Genomic DNA, 20,856 nt, shown 5'->3' on the forward strand with positions numbered 1-20,856 from the left:
CTTGCACGTCCATCTCCGTCATGACCTCGCTCACCGCAGGTGCCCGCTCCTGGACGGCCACTGCCACTTGCCGGGCGCTCACGCCAGCGCCGAGGCGTCGCCCACCCGGGTAAAGCGTACGACCTCCGCTGCCACCTGCGCCACCCGCGTCCGCTCGAGATGCAGATGGTGGCCGCCGCTCACCACCCGCCGCTGCAGCCGGCGCACCCGCTGGCAGCTCTCGGCCAGCTGCTCGCGCTCGCCCAGCACCCCGGCCGTGGCCTGGATCAGCAACGTCGGCGCGACGATCTCACCGAGCAGGGCCAGCATCTGCTCCGGGCTCAGACGCAGCAGCGAGGGCCAGATCAGACGCCGGTCGCTGCGCCAGTAGAACAAGCCATCCTCGCCACGGCGCAGCCCGCGCTCGACGATCGGGCGCGCGGTATCGGCATCCAGGCGCGTGCGGCCGCCGTTGACCCGGGCCTCGAGCGCCGCTTCCAGGGTGGCATATCCGTGCTCGCCGCGCCGTGGCCGCCGACGTGCGCGCAGCCCCAGCCGCAGCTGCTCCGGCGCCTGCTCCGGGGTGGTGGTCAGCGGCGCGAGGCCATCGATCAACACCAGCCGGGCCACCCGCGCCGGCAGCGCGGCGGCGAGCAGGCTGGCCACTCCCGCCCCCATGGAGTGGCCGAGCAGCGTCAGCGGCGCCGGGCCCAGCGTCTCGACCACCTCGACCAGCTCGGGTAGATAGCCCCAGGGCGAGTAGTCGCCCCCGTCACCGCGATGTGGTGAGCGGCCGTGGCCGGGAAGATCGAGCGCCACCACCCGAATACCCAGCGCCTCGACCAGCAGCGGGGCCAGACGCGAGAAGGTCGCCGCGTTGTCGAGCCAGCCATGCAGCGCCAGCCATACCGGGGCTTCCGCCGCCCCCCACACCTGCGCCGCCAGGCCGGCCTCCCCCAGCGTCGTCTCTATCGGCCCCGCGTTCGCGCTATGGCTCAACGGCATGCCGCGCCCTCCAGCATCCGCTCGAGCGTAGCGAGCAGCGCCGCGCGGGTTGCCTCGGGATGCTCGAACGGAAACATATGGCCGCCGGGCACACAGTCCAGCGCCACCCCCGCCCGCGCCAGCTGGCGCCGGCGCGTCTGGGTGAGCAGGGTCGAATCCTCACCGGCGATCACCGTGAGTGGCACCTCGAGATGCTTGAGCACACCGGAGAGGTGATCGGGGAGATGGCGAAACACCGCAGCTTCATGGCGCGGTGCGAACAGCAGGCGGGTCGCCCCCTGCTCATCGAGTCGAGTGGCACCGCTGACATAGTCGGTCAGCGCCGCCTCGGTGAAACCCTTGAACAGCGTGTGCTGACGCAGCGAGTGACGCATCGCCTCGCGGCTCGGCCAGTACTCGCGACGCTTGAGCGTCTTGCCGGCCGGGGTGATACGGTCGATGAATCCGGTCAGTTTGGCCAGCTTGAGCAACAAGGCATCGCGCCCGATCAGCAGCGGCGGGTCGAGCGCGACCACCGCCCGGAAGTGCTCCGGCGCGCGACAGGCGCCCATGATCGAGAGCACCCCGCCCATCGAATGCCCCACGGCGATCACCGGGCGCCCCACCGCGCGCACCGCGTCGAGATACTCATCGCACAGCGAGCGCCAGTTGCGGTCGACCGGAAAGTCGGGATGGTGAGCCAGGCGCTCCAGGGGGTGGAGCTCGAAGCGCTCACCCAGTGGCGCCAGCAGGGTGCGATAGCTGGCGCCGGTGAAGCCATTGGCGTGCGCGAAGACCAGGGGTTGAGGCAGCATCGATCGTCGAATTCCCGTAAACTGTCGCCTTTTCGTCGCATGGTCACCGGCGTCGGGGTGGCGCCCTGGTGGGCGCTTTCCGGGCGTCTTTTCCCCGCGCGCCGAGACGCGCCGACGTGCGTGCGTACGTTGTCCATACGGGCACTCATGTGGCATGAGTGCCCGCTCTACCGTAGAAGGATTGTAACGTGTCCCGTAAAGGTTCCCACCGCGACACTCGTCTGAGAAATCGGCTGTTCTGGGCCGTCATCCTCGCCGCCCTGGTGGTCGGCTTCTGGCTGGTTCGCGGCGGAGAGTGATCCATGGGCCTGCTGGCGGCATTCACCCATACCCTCGAAATCACCCTGCCGGTCTTTCTGATGGTGTTCCTCGGCCTGGGGCTCAAGCGCCTGGGCTGGATCGATGCCGCCTTCATCAATACCGCCTCGTCACTGGTGTTCCGGGTGACCATGCCGACGCTGCTGTTCCTCAGCATCATCCAGGCGGATCTCGACAGCGCCCTGCAGCCGCGGCTGATTCTCTACTTCGTCGGCTTCACCCTGGCGAGCTTCTGCCTCGCCTGGCTCTGGGCAATCTGGCGCCACCCCTACATCGAACGCGGAATCTTCACCCAGGGCGCCTGCCGCGCCAACAACGGCATCGTCGGCCTGGCCCTGGCGGCCAGTCAGTACGGTGACTACGGGCTCTCCGTGGGCGGCATTCTGGCCGGTGCGGTGATCGTGGTCTACAACGTGGTCTCGGTGATCGTGCTCTCGGTCTACAGTCAGGACGTGCCCACCGACCTGCGTTCGCTGGCGCGCAATCTGGCCAAGAACCCGCTGATCCTGAGCGTGGTGCTGGCGATCCCGGTCGCGCTGCTGGGGCTGGAGCTACCCGCCTGGCTGCTCACCTCCGGCGGCTATCTGGGCTCGATGTCGCTGCCGCTGGGCCTGATCTGCATCGGTGGCACGCTCTCGATCACCGCGTTCAAGCGCGGCAGCACCATCGCCCTGGATGCCAGCCTGTGGAAGCTGGTGTGGGTCCCGCTGCTGGGTGTTCTCGGCGCCCTGGCACTGGGCATCCGCGGGCCGGCCCTGGGTATCCTGTTCCTGTTCCTGGGCAGCCCCGGCGCGGCGGCCTCCTTCGTCATGGCCAAGGCGTTCAAGGCCAACGACAAGCTGGCCGCCAATATCATCGTGATCACCACCTTCGGCTCGATGTTCAGTCTGAGTCTGGGGTTGATCGTGCTGAAGTGGCTGGGGCTCGTCTAGGTCCACACCAGAAACGCCAAGGGTTTGGAAATGGGCTGTTCGGGCTCAGTGCTCGCGCTGACCGTCGACCAGGCGCTTGAGCGCCAGCGGATTGCTCTCCTCGAGCGCCTGCGGGCGCAGCGCATCGGGCAGGTTCTGATAGCACACCGGGCGCAGGAAGCGCTTGATCGCCGCGCTGCCCACGGAGGTGGTGCGCGCGTCCGAGGTGGCAGGGAACGGCCCGCCGTGAACCATCGCATCGCACACCTCGACCCCGGTGGGCCAGCCGTTGGCCAGGATGCGCCCGACCTTGCGCTCCAGCGTCGGCAGCAGCGCACGCGCCGCGTCCAGATCGGCATCATCCATCTGCAGAGTGGCGGTGAGCTGCCCCTCCAGCGCCTCGGCGACCCGCTTGACCTCGGCGGCATCGCGGCAGGCGACCACCAGTGCCGCGGCGCCGAAGATCTCGTCCTGTAGCGTGGCGTCGGCGAGCAGCGCTTCGCCACGGGTCATGAAGAGCCCGCTGATACAGCGGTTGGGCTGGCCCTCGGCAGCCGCCCCGCGCGCCACCTCGTGCACCTGCGGATGCGCCGAGAGCGCCGCCACGCCGTGGGCGTAGGCGTCGTGAATGCCCGGCGTCAGCATGGTCTGGGGCTGGCTCTCCTCGACTGCCGTGGCGGCCGCCTCGACGAAGGCATCGAGTTCGGGTCCTTCGATCGCGATCACCAGCCCGGGGTTGGTGCAGAACTGCCCGGCCCCCAGGGTGAGCGAGCCGACGAACGCCGTGCCCAGCTCGCGGCCGCGGGCGGCGAGCGCCGCCGGCAGCAGGAACACCGGATTGGTGCTGCTCATCTCGGCATAGAACGGGATCGGCTCGGGGCGCTGCTGGGCAATCTGCCAGAGCGCCAGCCCGCCCTTGCGCGAGCCGGTGAAGCCGCCAGCCTTGATACGCGGGTCGGCGACCAGCGCCTGCCCCACTTCCAGCCCCGAGTCGTGGAGCAGCGAGAAAACGCCCTCGGGCAGGCCGCAACGCGCCACCGCCGCCTGCAGCGCACGCCCTACCAGCTCGCAGGTGCCGGGGTGAGCCGGGTGCGCCTTGACCACCACCGGGCAGCCGGCCGCGAGCGCCGATGCGGTATCGCCGCCGGCCACCGAGAACGCCAGCGGGAAATTGCTGGCGCCGAAGACCGCCACCGGCCCCAGTGCGATATGCCGCTGACGTAGATCGGCCCGCGGCAGCGGCTCGCGCTCAGGAAGCGCCGGGTCGACGCGTACGTCCAGCCACTCACCGTCGCGCACCACCCGCGCGAACAGCCGCAACTGACCACAGGTGCGGCCACGCTCGCCCTCGATGCGCGCCCGCGGCAGGCCGCTCTCGGCCACTGCGCGGGCGATCAGCGGCTCGCCGATGGCTTCGATCTCCTCGGCGATCGCCTCCAGAAAAGCGGCGCGCGCCTCGTTACCGGTCTCGCGATAGGTGTCGAACGCCGCCCAGGCCAGCTCGCAGGCACGAGCGACGTCCTCGACGCTACCACCGTGGAATTCGGTCGGCAGGCGCTCGCCACTGGCCGGGTCGATGGCCACGATGGGATCGCGACTGCCCATGACGGCCTGCTGCCCAATCAACAATTCGCCAGTCAACTTCACGTTGCCTCCTGCACCGATGGTCGGATGCGATATCGCCGAGCGGCGCGCATGGAAAGGCGGCGCCGACTCGGAGTGGATGGGGATCGTCGGCCGCAGACGGGTCATGCCGCGCCCGCGCAGGCGGCGAAGTGGCGTCAGCCGCGATCCTGATAGGCGGCGTAGTTGTCGTACGCGCGCTGGAGATGTCGCAGCATGGCGTCGCGCGCCGCTTCCGGCTGGCCCGACACGATGGCCGCGAGCACGTCGGCGTGCTCACGCGCCACTCGCTCAAGGTAGTGGGTCATGGCCGCCGGGTCGAGTTCCACCGCCACCAGCTTGGTGCGCGGGATGGCGCCCTCGTGCAGCTGATCGTAGAGGGTGACGAAGAACGGATTGTGGCTGGCTTCGACGATGGCGCGGTGGAAGCGATAATCCTCGTGACGCGCCTGACTCCCCTCCCGGCTGGCGCCGACCAGCGCCTCGTGGGCCTGCGTCAACGCCTCGATGTCAGCGTCATCACGACGCTCCGCGGCCAGCGCCGCAGCCTGCGAATCCAGCGCCAGACGCAACTCGAGCACGTGGAGGATGTCCTCTACGGTGGTGGCACTGATGCGGCGCGCCGGGAAGGCGCTGGCCGGCGCCGAGCGCAGCACCCGGGTACCGATACCGCGGCGAGTCTCCACCAGCCCCATCGACTTGAGATGGGCGATCGCCTCGCGCACCGCGGTACGGCTGACCCCGAACATGTCGCACAGCTGGCTCTCGGTGGGCAGCTTGTCGCCCACCGGAATCTTGCCCTCGGTGATCAGGGCCTCGAGCTGGCGTGCGATCTGGCGCGACAGACTCTCCTGCATCGAGATGCGCTGCACGCTGAAGGCCTGGGTCTGCTCCATCGTTTCCTCTACCTCTGCTGTGCCGGATACGCCATCGAATGTCGCCATCCGATATCTACGCCGCGTGACCCGCGGGCGTGGCCGCATCTTGGCTGTCGATTAGCGCTAGCATACCAGCTCGCCCGAACAGCACGTCATTCACCCCTCGTCGGGGTGGCCCTGGGCGACGAACTTGCCACCCTGGAAGCGCACTGCCGGATCAGCGGTGTCGAGGTGGCCGTCGGCGGCCTCGACCGCCTCGCGCCAGGGCGCGGAACTCTGGCGCGGGCGCCAGCCGAGGAACTGTGCATGGCGGTTGTCCCACCACTGCTCGGCGTTGTCGGACGCGCCATAGACCACGGTGTGGCCCAACTGCGGCGCGGCGAAGGCGCGTGCCAGCAGGTCGACGAGATCTTCCACCCCGAGCCAGGTGGCCAGCATGCGGGTGTCCTTGGGCTGCGGAAAACAGGAGCCGATACGCAAGCTGAGCGTCTCGACGCCGAACTTGTCGTGATAGAGGCTGGCGAGATCTTCGCCAAAACACTTGGAGACGCCGTAGAGCGAGTCGGGCCGGTGCGGTACCTGGCTGTCGAGCCGCGTGGTGCGCGGATAGAAACCGATGGTGTGGTTGGAGCTGGCGAAGACCACCCGCGGCCGGCCGTGGCGGCGCACCGCTTCGTAGAGGTTGTAGACGCCGACGATGTTGGCCGGGAGGATCTCGGCCCACGGTTTCTCCACCGAGATGCCGCCGAGGTGGATCACCCCGTCGCAGCCCGCGACCAGGTCCGCCACGGCCGCAGCATCCGCAAGCTCGCAGGTGACGATCTCCTCGTGCGCGGCGGCCGCGCCCGGATCGACGATATCGGAGAGCCGCACCTGGTGCGCCAGACGCGCGAGATGGGGGCGAATCGCCTGCCCCACGCCCCCGGCGGCACCGGTCACCAGTAATCGATTCAGCATCGCGAATTTCCTCATGTTCGATGGCAAAGCGGAGAGTGCCCGGCGTACCGGGCACGGGCTCACTGCAGCAGATGGGGCAGCGTCAGCGAGATCGCCGGTACATAGGTGACCAGCATCAGCACCGCGAACAGCGCCAGGTAGAATGGCCAGATCGTCTTCACCGTCTGTTCGATCTTGATCCCGCCGATCGCGCTGCCCACGAACAGGCACCCCCCCACCGGCGGCGTACACAGCCCGATGCCCAGATTCATCATCATCAGGATGCCGAACTGGGTCGGGTCCATGCCGAACTGCTGCGCCACCGGCAGAAAGATCGGGGTACAGATCAGGATGAGTGGCGCCATGTCCATGATCATGCCCAGCGCCAGCAGCAGCAGGTTGAGCATCAGCAGCACCACGATCGGGTTGTCGGAGACCGAGGTCAGACCGTTGGCGAGCATCTCGGGCACGCTGTAGAGCGCCAGCAGATAGGAGAACGCCGAGGCGCAACCGACCAGGATCATCACCAGCGCGGTGGTCTTGACCGCCTGATAGACCGCGGTCTTGAACGCCGCCCAGCGCAGCTCGCGGTAGACCAGGCCGGTGACCACGATGGCGTAGAGCGCACCGAAGGCGCCGGACTCGGTCACCGTGAGGACACCCGAGAGCACGCCGCCGACGATGATCACCGCGGTGAGCAGACCCGGCAGCGAGGCGCAGAAGCTGATCAGCAGCGCCGCCCAGCCGGGAAAGGTTTCGCCGCCGTAACCGCGCTTCACCGCCACCACGTAGGCCGCCACCGCCAGCGCCAGACACATCAGAATGCCCGGCACGATCCCGGCCACGAACAGCTGGGTGACCGAGATCCCGCCACCTGCGGCCACCGCATAGAGAATCATGTTATGGCTGGGCGGGATCACCACCCCGGCGATCGACGAGGTGACCGTGACATTGACCGCGTAGTCGGTGTCGTAGCCCTTCTCCTTCATCACCGGAATCAGGATCGAGCCCAGCGCCGAGGTATCCGCCACCGCCGAGCCGGAGATGCCGCCGAACAGCATCGACGAGGTGACGTTGACCATACCCAGGCCGCCGCGCATGCGTCCTACCGCCGCCGAGGCGAAACGTACCAGCCGCCGCGAGATACCGCCGTGGAGCATCAGCTCGCCGGCGAAGATGAAGAACGGGATCGCCAGCAGCGAGAACACCGAGATTCCCGAGACGATGCGCTGAAAGCCGACGAACAGCGGCAGCCCCTCGTAGAGAAAGGTCACCACCGCCGACAGCCCCACCGCGAAGGCGATCGGTGCGCCCACGATCAGGCCCAGCGCGAACACCCCGAACAGAATGATCAGTCCCATGGTCAGTGCCCCTTGCGTGTCGAGAGCGCGCGCTGGATCAGCTCGGCCCCGGTGAAGATCACCAGCAGCACTCCGCAAGCCACCAGCGGTGCCGAGCGCCAGCTCTCCGACAGCCCCAGCATGGGGATCGGACGGTCGGCGTTGTTGAGCATCATCAGCCACCCCTGCCACGCCATGACACCGCCGAAGGCGATCACGAAGGCGTCGGCGATCAGCTGCATCAGCAGGCGCAGCGGGCGCGGTGCGCCCTCGCGCAGGAAGTCGATGCTCAGGTGGGAATGGAACCTGACCCCGGCGGCAGCCCCCAGACAGGTGATGTAGACCACGATCAACAGCGACGACTGCTCGATCCAGGTCGGGGTGTCGTTGAGCACATAGCGGCCGAAGACCAGCCAGCCGAAGGAGAAGATCAGAAATACCAGCAGTACGCCGGCGACGACCAGGCAGAGTCGCGCCAGCGTATCGAGCACCTTGTCACACGCCGAGGTGCCAGCGGCCACGGGCGGCTGGGAGTCGTTCACGGAGGTGTCCTGTCACTGTGCTGTCAACGACAGCGAGAAACGCAGCGCGCCTCACCGCGGAGGCGCGCCGACGCCACGGGCGAGATCAGGGGGTCTGACGAATCTCGTCGATCAACGAAGCAAGCTCGGGGTGCTTGTCGGTGAATGCCTGGTAGAGCGGCTCCATACGCTGCTGGAAGGCGGCCTTGTCCTTCACCTCATTGATCTTCACCCCCGCCTTCTCGACGATCGCGCGGCTCTTCGCCACTCGCTCCGCCCACAGCTGGCGCTGCGCCTGGGCGGCGTGCTCGGCGGCGGTGCGCACGGCGCGCTGGTCGGCGTCGGAGAGCGCTTCCCAGCTCGACTTGGCTACGCACAGGCACTCGGGAATGATCAGGTGCTCGGTGAGCGAATAGTACTTGGCCACTTCGTAGTGGTTGCTCGACTCGAACGAGGGGAAGTTGTTCTCGGCACCGTCGATGACCCCGGTCTTGAGCGACTGGAACACTTCGCTGTAGGCCATCGGCGTGGCGTTGCCACCCAGCGCATCGACCATCTGCACGTAGAGATCGTTGTTCATCACCCGCAGCTTGAGCCCCTTGACGTCGTCGGGGGTCTCGATCGGGCGCTTGGTGTCGTAGAAGCTGCGCGCGCCGGAGCCGAACCAGGAGAGCGCGATCAGATTCTTCTCGGCCAGGGCGGCGGCAAAGCGCTTGCCGATGTCGCCATCCATGACCCGATACATCTGCTCGACGTCCTTGAACAGAAACGGCAGCGAGAGCACATCGGTCTCCGGCACCACCGGGCCCATCGGCCCCATGTTGAAGTTGCCGAAATCCAGCGCGCCGCTACGGGCCTGTTCGATCGCATCCGGCTGATCGCCGAGAACGCCGTTGTTGTAGACCTTGGGCTCGACGCGGCCGTCGGTGGTCTTGGCCACCTCCTCGGCGAACGACTTCAGCGCCAGCGAGTTGGGGTAGCCGTCGGGGTGCACGTTCCAACCGCGCCAGGTCGCCGCCTGGGCACCCAGGCTGGCGCCCAGCAGTACGCCGGCGGCCGCGAGAGAGAGGCAGGTACGCGAGACACGCGCAGAGAAGAGTGAGGTCATGACGCGCTCCATGTCGAATGGGCGCAGCCTTCGAGGCCGCCGTCCGGCGTCTTCGCCAGACCGATCGCGACACCGCACAGGCCGCAATGTTGTTATCATCGCCGCCAACATTGCCATACATCATACTTATTCAAATATTAGACTTTGGGATTCTCGCCGCGTTACCCGGTGGGCGACATGGCTGCCCCCTTGGGCGCTATCGCGCCGCCGGCGTCAGCGCCCCTGTCGGCGCGAGTCCGGGTCTCTCGCGCCCGCCCCCGGCTTCTTTTCCGCCGAAGCTCCCCCCTCGGTCTGGTCACGCTCCCCCGACGCTGCGTGCCGATGCTGAGTAGCGCCGCTGGCCAGGCAGGACTTGCTGTCGCGGCTCTGCTCGCCATCTTCACGCTGCAGACACGGCTCGGCCGATGCCGAGTAGGTCGTCACCGTACTGCGCCCTCCTCGCTTGGCGCAGTAGAGCGCTTCGTCGGCCAGCCGCAGCAGGCCGTCAGGGCTTGCACTGTGCATCGGGAAGCTGGCGATACCGGCAGAAAAGGTGACATGGCCAAGGCTCATGTCGCCACGCTTGAGCGGCCTCGATGAGAGTCGCCCCAGCAGCCGCTCGAGACGCACGGCCAGCGCCCCCGCTGAGGTGTGGGAGAGCAGCGCGAACTCCTCGCCGCCCAGGCGACAGACGCTCTCACCGGCCTCCTTGTTCGCCTTGAGCAGGGTCGCCACCTCGACCAGCACGCCATCGCCGGCATCGTGTCCGAAACGGTCGTTGATGCGCTTGAAGTGGTCGAGATCGATGATCGCCAGGGTCAGGCATCCACCGCCCGTCGCCGCCCGCCGGCACGCCTGGGCGTAGGCCGCGTCGAAATGGCGTCGGTTGTAGAGCCCGGTCAGGGCGTCGCGGTAGGACAAGCCTTCGAGCTCTTCGACCAGGCCCGCCAGCTCCGCGGTGCGCTCCGTCACCTGCTGCTCCAGCGTCTCGTGGGAGCGGGCCAGTTCGCGATGGACCCGATGGTAGCGATGCAGCGAGATCGCCACGCAGGAGAGGGAGAAGGCCAGCGTGCCGAAGCTCAGCGGTATCGGCTGCCACGGGATGAAGCCGTGGGCCACCAGGATGTCGGCCAGCAGCAGCGGTGCGAACACTGCGAAGCTCAGCACCACGGTGCGCTGGGTGCCATCCAGCACTCGCCATTGCCCCAGCGCCAGTGTCAGCATCGTCGGCAGCGTCAGCACCAGCAGGACGTCGAAGATGGGAAAGGTCAGCGACAGGTTGATCACGCCGCCCTGGACCAGCCCGACCACCAACACCACGTAGGCGAGATGCAGCGCCCATAGCCGCTGCATCCAGCGCCGCGCACTCCCCTTGAGCCAATGGGCCAGGATCAGCCCGGTCGCCACCGGCAGCATGTAGTAACTGAAGGCCCGGATCAGATCCCATCCCAGCGGGTTGCCGGCGATCAACTGCCGCGCCGGCGCCTCGGCCAGCAGCATCAGCCCCGAGGCGCCGGCGAACAGCGCGATGGCGCCGAAACTGCGCCGCTCGACGCCACTAACGGCGAAGATCGCGGCGAATACCGACAGCGCCAGCGCCAGCGCGCTCACCGCCACGTCCCAGGCCGAGCGCCGGATGATCTGACGATAGGCCTCTCCGCGCTCCATCAGGTACACCTGGCCCCACAGGCCGATACTGGTGTAGTCGGAGAAGACACGCACCCAGAGAGTCTGCCCGCCAAAGCCGTGGGGCAGCGCGATCATGTGCCATGGCCAGCCGGCAAAGGCGATGCTGTCGCCATCAGTGAAGTCGCCATGCTGGTAGATCAGCTGGTCGCCGAGATAAACCTGCGCGATCAGATCGATGCTGGAGATGAACAGCACCGGGTCGTGCCATTGATTGTGCGGTAGACGCAGGCGAAACCACACCTTGTCGCGGCCGTCACGCTGCGGCGGGTTGGCGGGAAAGGCGATCGGCTGCCAGCCACGGTCGTCAGCGTGAAGCCAGGCCGGCAGCCCGGCGCCATCCCGCGGCGAGTCGCCCCAGCGGTACTCCCAACCGCTCGGCTCGACGCTCGGCGTCTCGCCCTGGGGCTCGCGCGTGGCCCAGCTCCAGGCCACCCACATTCCGATCAGCAGTACGCAAAGGCCGGTGACGACGCCGATTACGCGCATGATGAGCTCCCCCCTCAAGGAAGCTCATAGTGTCATGAAACCAAGTGTCAAGATAAGTATCCAAAGGTGATTTGACTAGGCTCTCACCTGCACTCTGGTGTCCTGTCCTGGCGCTCAAGCCCTGCCACCATCCCTACCCCTACCCCTATCTTCACCATCTATCTCTCTATAGCCTATCCACGACTCTGCCTGGCACCGGCACCCCATGCCGCCTCATGCTGTCTCCTACCCCTCCTCGTCCACCGGCGTATCGCGGCGGGTGCAACTACCGCTGCGCGGTTCGGCTCAGCGTACCAGCGCCGGGCGTTTGGGGTCGAAGCGCCAGCCATCGATCAGATACTGCATCGCCATGGCGTCGTTGCGGCTGCGTAAATCGAGCGAGCGGTAGAGCGCGTGGGCCTGTTCGAGCTGCGCCATGTCCAGCTCGATGCCCAATCCGGGCGTGGTGGGCACGCGCAGCTTGCCGTCGCGGATCGCCAACGGCTCGCGGGTGAGGCGCTGGCCATCCTGCCAGATCCAGTGGGTGTCGATGGCGGTGATCTCCCCCGGGCAGGCGGCGGCGACGTGGGTCATCATCGCCAGCGAGATATCGAAGTGGTTGTTGGAGTGCGAGCCCCAGGTCATGCCCCACTCATGGCAAAGCTCGCCGACCATCACCGCCCCCTGCATTGTCCAGAAGTGACAATCCGCCAGCGGAATATCCACCGCATTGAGCGCCACCGCGTACTGCAACTGCTTGAAGTCGGTGGCGATCATGTTGGTGGCGGTCTTCAGGCCGGTACGTTTCTTGAACTCGGCCATCGTCTCGCGCCCGGACCAGCTCGCCTCCTGCCCACAGGGATCTTCGGCATAGCTCAGCAGATGCTTGATCGGGTCGAGCACGCGCACCGCCTCGTCGAGCGTCCAGGCACCGTTGGGGTCCAGGGTCAGGCGCGCCTCGGGGAAGGCGTCGTGCAGCGCGCGGATACACTCCGCCTCCTCCTCGCCGCGCAGCACGCCCCCCTTGAGCTTGAAATCCTTGAAGCCATAGCGCGCATGGGCAGCCTTGGCCAGCTCGGCGACCGCGTCCGGCGTGAGCGCCTGGCGACGTCGAACTTCGTCCCAGGCGTCCACCGGGTTGTCGGCTTTCGGGTAGGGCAGATCGGTCTTGGCCGGATCGCCGAGCAGGAACAGATAGCCCAGCGCCTCGACCTCGTCGCGCTGGCGGCCGAAACGCCCCAGCAGATCCGCCACCGGCTGGCCCAGCGCCTGCCCGTAGAGATCGTAGAGCGCCGACTCGATGGCGGTCAGCACATGCACCGCCACACGCAGATCGAAGGTCTGCTGGCCGCGCTCCTCGCGCCCGTTGCCGGCCAGCGCCAGCCGCGCCCGGTTGAGGACCTGCTTGACCTGGTCGATACGCGCCCCCTCGACCAGCGCCCGGCACTGCTCCAGCCCCCGCAGGATACCCTCGCTGGAGGGAATCTCCCCCACCCCGCGCTGCCCGCTGTCATCCTCCAGGATCAGCACGCAGCGAATGAACCAGGGGGCATGACCGCCGCTCAGATTGAGCAGGAAACTGTCGTAGCCGGCCACCGGCACGACCGACATCTTGGTGATCTTGGGGAAACTCATCTCGCACTCCTCGGTATTTGATCGTTGCGGGAACGCTGCAGCCATTGATTCAGTGTTTCCTAGCCGCGTTTGCCGAATTCGGCGCTATCCACTGTCCACTGGCGTGCCTGCTCGGTCAGGGTGAAGCCGAGCCCCGGGCGGTCCGGTACCAGCATGCGCCCGTCGCGGGTCTCGAGACGCTCGTTGAACAGCGGCTCCAGCCAGTCGAAGTGCTCGACCCAGGGTTCGCTGGGATAGGTCGCCGCCAGGTGCAGGTGAATTTCCATGGCAAAGTGCGGTGCCAGCTGCAGGCCGGCGCTGCTGGCCAGGGTGGCCAGCTTCAGAAACGGTGTGATACCGCCGATGCGCGGCGCATCCGGCTGGATGATATCGGCGCTGCGATGGTCGATCAGCGCGCGGTGCTCGGCGACGCTGGCGAGCATCTCGCCGGTGGCGATGGGCGTATCCAGGGCGCTGGCCAGTGCGGCGTGCCCCTCGACGTCGTAGGCGTCGAGGGGCTCCTCGATCCACACCAGGTGGTAGGGCTCCATGGCGCGGCCGAATCGCAGCGCGGTGGCACGGTCCCACTGCTGGTTGGCGTCGATCATCAGCGGCACGTCGTCACCCAGGTGGCGGCGCACCGCCTCGACGCGCTGCAGGTCAGCCTTCATATCGGGCTGGCCGACCTTGATCTTGACCCCCTTGATACCGTTCTCCAGCGAGCGGGTGGCGTTCTCCTTGACCTCCTCGATCGGCGTATGCAGGAAGCCACCGGAGGTGTTGTAGCACTGTACCGAGTCGCGATGGGCACCGATCAGCTTGGCCAGCGACAGGCCCGCGCGCTTGGCCTTGAGATCCCACAGGCCGACGTCGACGGCGGCGATGGTCTGGGTCGAGAGCCCGCTGCGCCCCACCGAAGCGCCGGCCCATACCAGCTTGTGCCACAGCTTGTCGGTGTCGTTGGGGTCCTCGCCGAGAATCGCCGGCGCGATCTCCTTGGCATGCGCGAACTGGCCGTAGCCCCCGGCACGCTTGGAATAGCTGAAGCCGATGCCGCGATGACCATCACGCGTCTCGATCTCGGTGAACAGAAACGACACCTCGGTCATCGGTTTCTGGCGTCCGGTCAGCACCTTGGCATCGCTGATCGGCGTCGCCAGGGGCAACAGCACGTGGGAGAAACGGATCCAGCTGATGGCGTCGTTGTTCATCGCGTCACCTTGTCTCGTGGGTCGTCGCAGGGGGAGAGATTTGGCCGCGGCGACGTTCTCGGGCTCGTTGGCGACGTGAATGATTGCGCTATCATTCAGCCACCCTAGAGAGGTCGTTGGACACGGATAGTAGCGCGGAGCATTTGTATGACAAAGATGCTGACAGGCAAATTACGACCAAAGCACTAGGGTTTGCACACTGCGACAGCTCAGGTGGTAGCGCGGTCGACCAGGCTGAAACCGACATCCTCCACCACCCCGCTGCGCTCGAACTGGGGTCGCGCCATGCGTTCGAGCAGCTGCTCGGCGGCGCGGCGGCCGATGGTGGCCCCATCGATGCGCACCGTGCTCAGGGCGGGAAAGCTGGCCGCGGCATAGCTGCTGTCGCCGAAGCCCATGATGGCCAGATCATCGGGGATCGCCAGGCCGCGACTCTGGGCCTCGGCGATCACCCCCAGGGCGAGGATATCGGAGCTGCAGACGATCGCCTCGAGGGCATGGTGATCGAGCAGTTCGGCCGCCATCTCGCGCCCCCAGGGCATGCTCGAAGGGGTTCCCACCCGACGCAGCGGCAGCGCCTGCTGCCCCGCCTCGGCCAGGCGCTCGCGCAGGCCATCGATACGCCGTTCGGCGCGGGTGTCATCGGCACTGATCACCCCGAGGCGGCGGTAACCCCGCGCCAGCAGGTGATCGGCCACGGCGCGCCCCACGGCGTGATGGGAGAACCCGATCAGCATGTCGATGGGGTCGTCGCTCATGTCCCAGATCTCGACCAGCGGCACCCGGCTGGCCGCCAGCCGCTGCCGGGTCAGGGTCGAGTGGTGGCAACCGGTGAGCACGATACCGTCGGGGCGGCGGCTGAGCACCGTCTCGACCACGCCCTCCTCTTCGTCGGGGGTATAGCCGACCAGCCCCAACAGCACCTGGTAGCCGCGCGGCACCAGCAAGCCGGTGACCGTCTGCACCACCTCGGCGAACAGCGCGTGGGCCACCGTCGGCACCATGAGCGCCACCAGACGGCTGCGACTGGAGGCCAGCGCGCCAGCGACCTGATTGGGCACGTAGCCGGTCTCGATGACCGCGCGGCGCACCCGCTCACGGGTCGCCTCGCTGACCAGCTCGGGACGATTGAGCGCCCGCGACACGGTCATCGGTGCCACGCCGGCGACCCGCGCCACATCGGTCAGACGGGCGCTGCCGGTGGCCCGGGCCGAGCGCGGCTTGGCATCATGCTCACTCACTGCGGGGCGGGCGCCTCAGCCATGGGGTGGCGCGACGAAGGCGCCGAGGCTGGCGCAGCCCGCCGCCCACACCTCGCCTTCGAGCAGTGCCACCCCGGCGGTGGGAAAGCCCATGGCCGCGAGCGGCCCGCCATCGACCAGACGTCCGGCCAGGGTGCCGACCAGCGGCATGTGGCTGACCAGGATCAGCGGTGACGGCGACGCCCCCAGCGCGCTCAGGCGCTCGATCAGGGCGTCGACGTCATCCTCCGGGGTCATGCCGTCGCAGGTGTCGAGGGAGACGCCCAACGCCGCGGCGATGGGCAGCGCAGTCTGCTGCGCGCGCCGATACGGGCTCGCCCACAGGGTCGCCGCCGCCAGTTCCGGGCGGCTGGCAAGCCAGCGCGCCGCCGACTGCGCCTCGCCTTCGCCACGCGCGGTCAGGCGACGTTCGGCATCGGGTATGCCGGGCCCCGCCTCGCCGTGGCGCACGATCGCCAGCCAGCTCATGCGTCACCGTCCGGTGCCAACTGATGGGCCTGCGAAACCGCCTCGCGCGAGAGCATGAACTCGACGTCGCTGCTCTGTTCGTTCTCCATCAGCGCCCGCGCCATGTCACGCGCCGGCACGCCGTCGAACATCACATGGTGCAGCCCCTGGGCCAGCGGCATGTAGATGCCCTCCTCACGCGCCTTGGCACACACCAGCTTGACCGTATTGACGCCCTCGGCCACCTGGCCCAGGGCCGCGATCGCGTCGTCGAGGGTGGCGCCCTCGCCCAGCGCATAGCCGACGCGGTAATTGCGCGAGAGCTTGGACGAGCAGGTGACGATCAGATCGCCGACGCCGGAAAGCCCGAGAAAGGTCATGGGATTGGCACCCAGAGCCACCGCGAAGCGGCTCATCTCGGCCAACGCGCGGGTCATCAGCATGGCGCGGGTGTTCTCGCCCATGCCCAGCGCCGCCGCCATGCCCGCGGCGATGGCATAGATGTTCTTGAGCGAGCCGCCCAGCTCGGCGCCGTAGCGGTCGTTGCCGGCATAGACACGGAAGTAGCCGCAGCCCAGCGCGGCCTGGACATAGGCCCGGGTGACCGCATCGTCGCTGGCGATCACCGTCGCCGTGAGCTGCTTCTGGGCGATCTCCGCGGCCAGGTTGGGCCCCGAAAGCACGCCGATGTGCGACGAGCCGGTCGCCTCCTCGATCAACTGGCTCATCAGTTTGAAGCCTTCGGCCTGGATCCCCTTGGTGGTGGTCACCAGGATCTGCTCCGGGCGCAGGTGCTCGCGCGCCTGCTCGAGCACGCTGCGAAACGCCTTGGAGGGGATGGCGATGAATACCACCATGGCCTCGGCCACGGTGGCGGCCAGATCAGTGGAGGCCACCACCGCCGGGTTGATCGGGTAGTCGGGCAGATAGCGGCCGTTGCGGTGCTCGTGATTGATCTGGTCGACCAGCGCCGCATCGCGCAGCCACTGGCGTACCGTGGCGCCATTGTCGGCAGCGATGCTGGCGATGGCGGTACCGAAACTGCCGCCGCCGAGCACGGCGACCCGCATGGGCTCCGAAGAGCGGGAAGCTGACTGCGAGGGGGATTCTGACATGGTCGATCCGTGGCCACTGAACGATACAGACAGTGTAACGAAAATCGCCCCGGACGGGGGTGCCGTCGCGGGGCGAAATGCGCTCGGATCAGGGTCGCGCGTGGCGCCGCCTCAGTCGATCATCGGCACCAGGGCGTCGATGCTGCCGCGGGCGTCGCCGTAGAGCATGCGCGTGTTCTCCTTGAAGAACAGCGGGTTCTCGATACCCGAGTAACCGGTACCCTGGCCACGCTTGCACACGAACACCTGCTTGGCTTCCCACACCTTGAGTACCGGCATGCCGGCGATCGGGCTGCCCGGATCCTCCTGCGCCGCGGGATTGACGATATCGTTGGAGCCGATGACGATCACCACGTCGGTGCTGGCGAAGTCGTCGTTGATCTCGTCCATCTCCATGACGATGTCGTAGGGCACCCGCGCCTCCGCCAGCAGCACGTTCATGTGTCCGGGCAGGCGCCCCGCCACCGGGTGGATGCCGAAACGCACGTTCTTGCCCGCGGCGCGCAGCTTGCGCACCAGCTCGCTCACCGCGTTCTGGGCCTGGGCCACCGCCATGCCGTAGCCCGGCACGATGATCACACTGTCGGCGTCGTTGAGCGCACTGGCGACACCACCGGTGTCGATCGACACCTGCTCGCCCTCGATCTCCGCGGCCTCGCTCTGGGTCGCACCGAAGCCGCCCAGGATCACGCTGACGAAGTTGCGGTTCATCGCCTTGCACATGATGTAGGAGAGGATCGCACCGGAGGAGCCGACCAGCGCCCCGGTGACGATCAGCAGGTCGTTGGAGAGGGTGAAGCCGATCGCCGCCGCGGCCCAGCCCGAGTAGCTGTTGAGCATCGACACCACCACCGGCATGTCAGCGCCGCCGATCCCCATGATCAGGTGCCAGCCGATGAAGAAGGCGAGCAGCGCCAGCAGCACCAGGGTCCAGGCACCGGCACCATTGAAGTAGCCCACCGCCAGCAGCACGCAGAGCAGCGCGGCGCCGGCATTGAGCAGATGCCCGCCCGGCAGCTTGTGCGGCTTGCCGCCGATCTTGCCGGCCAGCTTGCCGAACGCCACCACCGAACCGGTGAAGGTCACCGCGCCGATGAACACACCCAGCACCACCTCGATCTGCAGGAAGGTCAGCTCCAGCGGGGTCTTGTGGGCCAGGGTCGCGGCGAACGCCGAGAACCCTTCGACATCGATCCCGGCGACGCGGGTAGCCACCACCCGAGCGCGCTCCATCTCGGCGTTGAAGCCGATGAACACCGCCGCCAGGCCGACCACGCTGTGCAGCGCGGCAACCAGCTGCGGCATCTCGGTCATTTCGACCCGGCGCGCCAGCCAGGCGCCGGCCAGGCCGCCGATCAGCATCAGCGGAATCAGCCAGCCGAGCCCGCCGACGCCGGGGCCGAGCGCGGTGAACACCACCGCGATCGCCATCCCCACGATGCCATACCAGACCGCCCGCTTGGCTTTCTCCTGATTGCTCAGCCCGCCCAGCGACAGGATGAACAAAACACTCGCCGCGATCGCCGCGGCGGAAACGAACTCATGTTGCAACATCATCTCTCTCCGCGGGTCAGGATTTCTGGAACATGGCGAGCATGCGTCGGGTGACCAGGAAGCCCCCGACGATATTGATCGAGGCGATCAGCACCGAAATGCCCGCGAGCAGCCCGACCAGCCAGCTGCCCGAGCCGATCTGCAGGATCGCCCCGAGGATCACGATCCCCGAGATGGCGTTGGTCACCGCCATCAGCGGCGTGTGCAGCGAGTGGCTGACGTTCCAGATCACCTGGAAACCGACGAAGCAGGCCAGCGCGAAGACGATGAAGTGCTGCATGAACGAGGCCGGCGCGACCATGCCCAGCAACCACATCAGCACGCCTCCGGCCGCCAGCAGGCCGACCTGGCGCTTGGTCTGGGCGAGGAAGCTTGCGTGCTCGGCGGCGCGCTTCTCCTCCGGCGTCGGCTCCTTGGGCTTGGCCTTGGGCTTGGCCGCACCGATCGCCTTCACCTTAGGCGGCGGCGGCGGGAAGGTGATCTCGCCGGCATGCGTGGCGGTGGCGCCGCGGATCACGTCATCTTCCATGTCATGGACGATGACGCCATCCTTCTCCGGCGTCAGATCGGTGAGCATGTGGCGAATGTTGGTGGCGTAGAGCAGGGATGCCTGGGTCGCCATGCGCGAGGGAAAGTCGGTATAGCCCACCACGATCACGCCGCTGTCGGTGACGATCCGCTCGTCCATCACCGTCAGATCACAGTTGCCGCCCTTCTCGGCGGCGAGATCGACGATCACCGAGCCAGGCTTCATCGCCGCCACCATCTCCTCGAGCCACAGCTTGGGCGCCGGGCGCCCGGGGATCAGCGCGGTGGTGATGACGATATCGACCTCAGGGGCCTGCTCGCGGAACAGCGCCAGCTGCTTCTCGCGGAACTCCGGGCTCGAGGGCGAGGCGTAGCCGCCGCTGCCCGAACCATCCTGGCTATCCTCGAAGTCGAGGAACAGGAACTCGGCGCCCATCGACTCGATCTGCTCGGCGACCTCCGGGCGCACATCGAAGGCGCGCACCACCGCCCCCAGGCTGGTGGCGGTACCGATGGCGGCAAGCCCGGCCACGCCGGCGCCGAGCACCAGCACCTTGGCCGGCGGTACCTTGCCGGCGGCGGTGACCTGGCCGGTGAAGAAGCGCCCGAACTGGTTGCCGGCTTCGATCACCGCGCGGTAGCCGGCGATGTTCGCGGTGCTCGAGAGCGCATCCATCTTCTGCGCCCGCGAGATACGCGGCACCATGTCCATCGCCACCACGGTGGCGCCCTTCTCGCGGCAGCGCGCCAGGCGCGCCTCGTTCTGCGCCGGCCAGAAGAAGGCGATCAACGTCTGCCCGTCGCGCAGCCGCTCGATCTCGGCATCGAGGGGTTCGCGTACCTTGATCACCACCTCGGCGGTTTCCCACAGCGCTTCGGCGTCGTCGACCAGGGTCACCCCGGCCGCCTGATAGGCGTCGTCGCTGAAACCGGCGGCGACGCCCGCACCGCGCTCGAGCAGGCACTCGTGCCCGAGCTTCTGGATCTGCTGCGCGCTCTCCGGGGTCAGGGCGACCCGCGCTTCGCCCTTGGCGATCTCTTTGGGGGCGCCAATTCTCATGCCGCCACCTCGCGCAGCGACGGCGCCACGCCGCCGCTCAGGTCGGATTCGGCCAGGCCGCGCGGGGCAAGCCCTGCGCAGCGCCAAAACGGACACGGCATCGCTCGATCGGCCATGCGTCGGTTCTCCTGTGGGGTCGAGATAAGGGCGCCCTCCCCCGGCACCAGCAGAGCCACCGAACGCCGATCAACGGCCGTCCGGCAGCGCCACCCGCGCGAGGGAGAGCGCCTGAATGAGCCCAAGTGTTCGATAAAGCCGACGGCGGGATCAAGACGCACGCAGAAAAACCAACCCGCTCAATATTTTATGGTGACCATAACCGAATCGTTATGCCTAAAACCCTTCCCAAGCCATTGATTAACAATACAAAAAACAGACCTTGGGCATGAGTTATCAATGCCATAACGCATTCCTTATTCGTCCCAATTGGCGGCTTTCTGCGCGCCGCCATCACCGAGAGGAAGGGTCAGGCGAGAAGTACCGGTACGGGAAGCCTCTGCGCCAGGTCCCGGGCGGGAC

At 67.4% G+C, this 20,856-nt stretch carries 17 protein-coding genes; 1 reads left to right on the forward strand and 16 read right to left on the reverse strand.

All coding sequences use genetic code 11. From position 1 onward, the window contains the following. Positions 1-78 precede the first annotated feature (78 nt). Together ABV408_RS11850 and ABV408_RS11855 are read right to left on the reverse strand one after the other, a co-directional pair. Positions 79-984 carry an alpha/beta hydrolase gene (locus tag ABV408_RS11850; RefSeq protein WP_353979157.1) on the reverse strand — a complete coding sequence of 302 codons (906 nt, stop codon included), beginning with the start codon at positions 982-984 and terminating at the stop codon, positions 79-81. Beyond that, a complete protein-coding gene (locus ABV408_RS11855) occupies positions 975-1,778 on the reverse strand; it encodes an alpha/beta hydrolase (protein ID WP_353979158.1) in 804 nt (267 codons plus the stop codon). The genes ABV408_RS11850 and ABV408_RS11855 overlap by 10 nt, the downstream gene beginning before the upstream one ends. A 302-nt stretch (positions 1,779-2,080) precedes the next feature. On the opposite strand from ABV408_RS11855, the gene ABV408_RS11860 reads away from it, so the two are divergent. Continuing rightward, positions 2,081-3,028 carry an AEC family transporter gene (locus tag ABV408_RS11860; RefSeq protein WP_353979159.1) on the forward strand — a complete coding sequence of 316 codons (948 nt, stop codon included), beginning with the start codon at positions 2,081-2,083 and terminating at the stop codon, positions 3,026-3,028. A 45-nt stretch (positions 3,029-3,073) separates the two neighbouring features. On the opposite strand, the gene ABV408_RS11865 is transcribed toward ABV408_RS11860, so the two are convergent. From ABV408_RS11865 to ABV408_RS11930, 14 genes are all read right to left on the reverse strand, one after another. After that, positions 3,074-4,654, reverse strand: coding sequence for an aldehyde dehydrogenase (NADP(+)) (locus ABV408_RS11865; protein ID WP_353979160.1), 1,581 nt, complete (start codon positions 4,652-4,654; stop codon positions 3,074-3,076). A gap of 134 nt (positions 4,655-4,788) precedes the next feature. Next, positions 4,789-5,526 carry a FadR/GntR family transcriptional regulator gene (locus ABV408_RS11870; protein WP_353979161.1) on the reverse strand — a complete coding sequence of 246 codons (738 nt, stop codon included), beginning with the start codon at positions 5,524-5,526 and terminating at the stop codon, positions 4,789-4,791. Between the two features lie 138 nt (positions 5,527-5,664). Next, a complete protein-coding gene (locus ABV408_RS11875; protein WP_353979162.1) occupies positions 5,665-6,465 on the reverse strand; it encodes an NAD(P)-dependent oxidoreductase in 801 nt (266 codons plus the stop codon). A gap of 59 nt (positions 6,466-6,524) precedes the next feature. Continuing rightward, positions 6,525-7,805, reverse strand: a complete 1,281-nt coding sequence (locus ABV408_RS11880) for a TRAP transporter large permease (protein WP_207037038.1) — start codon at positions 7,803-7,805, stop codon at positions 6,525-6,527. A gap of 2 nt (positions 7,806-7,807) precedes the next feature. After that, the gene (locus tag ABV408_RS11885) at positions 7,808-8,326 is read right to left on the reverse strand and encodes a TRAP transporter small permease (RefSeq protein ID WP_353979163.1); all 519 of its coding nucleotides are present in this window, start codon (positions 8,324-8,326) and stop codon (positions 7,808-7,810) included. Between the two features lie 85 nt (positions 8,327-8,411). Further along, on the reverse strand, positions 8,412-9,413 hold the full coding sequence (locus tag ABV408_RS11890; RefSeq protein WP_353979164.1) for a TRAP transporter substrate-binding protein: 1,002 nt from the start codon (positions 9,411-9,413) through the stop codon (positions 8,412-8,414). A gap of 213 nt (positions 9,414-9,626) precedes the next feature. After that, positions 9,627-11,567, reverse strand: coding sequence for a GGDEF domain-containing protein (locus tag ABV408_RS11895; protein ID WP_353979165.1), 1,941 nt, complete (start codon positions 11,565-11,567; stop codon positions 9,627-9,629). Between the two features lie 285 nt (positions 11,568-11,852). Further along, entirely contained in the window at positions 11,853-13,181 is a 1,329-nt protein-coding gene (locus ABV408_RS11900) for an enolase C-terminal domain-like protein (RefSeq protein ID WP_353979166.1), read from the reverse strand. Positions 13,182-13,240: 59 nt separating this feature from the next. After that, the gene (locus tag ABV408_RS11905) at positions 13,241-14,371 is read right to left on the reverse strand and encodes an L-talarate/galactarate dehydratase (RefSeq protein WP_353979167.1); all 1,131 of its coding nucleotides are present in this window, start codon (positions 14,369-14,371) and stop codon (positions 13,241-13,243) included. A gap of 209 nt (positions 14,372-14,580) precedes the next feature. Then, complete coding sequence (locus ABV408_RS11910) at positions 14,581-15,612, reverse strand: LacI family DNA-binding transcriptional regulator (protein WP_353979168.1); 1,032 nt, start codon at positions 15,610-15,612, stop codon at positions 14,581-14,583. 15 nt (positions 15,613-15,627) lie between these two features. Further along, complete coding sequence (sixA, locus tag ABV408_RS11915) at positions 15,628-16,101, reverse strand: phosphohistidine phosphatase SixA (protein WP_353979169.1); 474 nt, start codon at positions 16,099-16,101, stop codon at positions 15,628-15,630. Further along, positions 16,098-17,195 carry an NAD(P)H-dependent glycerol-3-phosphate dehydrogenase gene (locus ABV408_RS11920; protein ID WP_353979170.1) on the reverse strand — a complete coding sequence of 366 codons (1,098 nt, stop codon included), beginning with the start codon at positions 17,193-17,195 and terminating at the stop codon, positions 16,098-16,100. The genes sixA and ABV408_RS11920 overlap by 4 nt, the downstream gene beginning before the upstream one ends. 111 nt (positions 17,196-17,306) lie before the next feature. Continuing rightward, on the reverse strand, positions 17,307-18,749 hold the full coding sequence (locus ABV408_RS11925; protein ID WP_207037026.1) for an NAD(P)(+) transhydrogenase (Re/Si-specific) subunit beta: 1,443 nt from the start codon (positions 18,747-18,749) through the stop codon (positions 17,307-17,309). 16 nt (positions 18,750-18,765) lie between these two features. Further along, complete coding sequence (locus tag ABV408_RS11930) at positions 18,766-20,337, reverse strand: Re/Si-specific NAD(P)(+) transhydrogenase subunit alpha (RefSeq protein WP_353979171.1); 1,572 nt, start codon at positions 20,335-20,337, stop codon at positions 18,766-18,768. Positions 20,338-20,856 lie beyond the last annotated feature (519 nt).

It is taken from the genome of Salinicola endophyticus, from assembly GCF_040536835.1.
GTDB classification, from domain to species: domain Bacteria; phylum Pseudomonadota; class Gammaproteobacteria; order Pseudomonadales; family Halomonadaceae; genus Salinicola; species Salinicola endophyticus_A.

What these genes read in the sequence shown, in the direction of transcription:
- ABV408_RS11850 (WP_353979157.1), bottom strand. Translation starts at nt 984, where the DNA reads ATGCCGTTGAGCCATAGCGCGAACGCGGGGCCGATAGAGACGACGCTG.
- ABV408_RS11855 (WP_353979158.1), bottom strand. Translation starts at nt 1,778, where the DNA reads ATGCTGCCTCAACCCCTGGTCTTCGCGCACGCCAATGGCTTCACCGGC.
- ABV408_RS11860 (WP_353979159.1), top strand. Translation starts at nt 2,081, where the DNA reads ATGGGCCTGCTGGCGGCATTCACCCATACCCTCGAAATCACCCTGCCG.
- ABV408_RS11870 (WP_353979161.1), bottom strand. Translation starts at nt 5,526, where the DNA reads ATGGAGCAGACCCAGGCCTTCAGCGTGCAGCGCATCTCGATGCAGGAG.
- ABV408_RS11875 (WP_353979162.1), bottom strand. Translation starts at nt 6,465, where the DNA reads ATGCTGAATCGATTACTGGTGACCGGTGCCGCCGGGGGCGTGGGGCAG.
- ABV408_RS11880 (WP_207037038.1), bottom strand. Translation starts at nt 7,805, where the DNA reads ATGGGACTGATCATTCTGTTCGGGGTGTTCGCGCTGGGCCTGATCGTG.
- ABV408_RS11890 (WP_353979164.1), bottom strand. Translation starts at nt 9,413, where the DNA reads ATGACCTCACTCTTCTCTGCGCGTGTCTCGCGTACCTGCCTCTCTCTC.
- ABV408_RS11895 (WP_353979165.1), bottom strand. Translation starts at nt 11,567, where the DNA reads ATGCGCGTAATCGGCGTCGTCACCGGCCTTTGCGTACTGCTGATCGGA.
- ABV408_RS11900 (WP_353979166.1), bottom strand. Translation starts at nt 13,181, where the DNA reads ATGAGTTTCCCCAAGATCACCAAGATGTCGGTCGTGCCGGTGGCCGGC.
- ABV408_RS11905 (WP_353979167.1), bottom strand. Translation starts at nt 14,371, where the DNA reads ATGAACAACGACGCCATCAGCTGGATCCGTTTCTCCCACGTGCTGTTG.
- sixA (WP_353979169.1), bottom strand. Translation starts at nt 16,101, where the DNA reads ATGAGCTGGCTGGCGATCGTGCGCCACGGCGAGGCGGGGCCCGGCATA.
- ABV408_RS11920 (WP_353979170.1), bottom strand. Translation starts at nt 17,195, where the DNA reads ATGTCAGAATCCCCCTCGCAGTCAGCTTCCCGCTCTTCGGAGCCCATG.
- ABV408_RS11925 (WP_207037026.1), bottom strand. Translation starts at nt 18,749, where the DNA reads ATGTTGCAACATGAGTTCGTTTCCGCCGCGGCGATCGCGGCGAGTGTT.
- ABV408_RS11930 (WP_353979171.1), bottom strand. Translation starts at nt 20,337, where the DNA reads ATGAGAATTGGCGCCCCCAAAGAGATCGCCAAGGGCGAAGCGCGGGTC.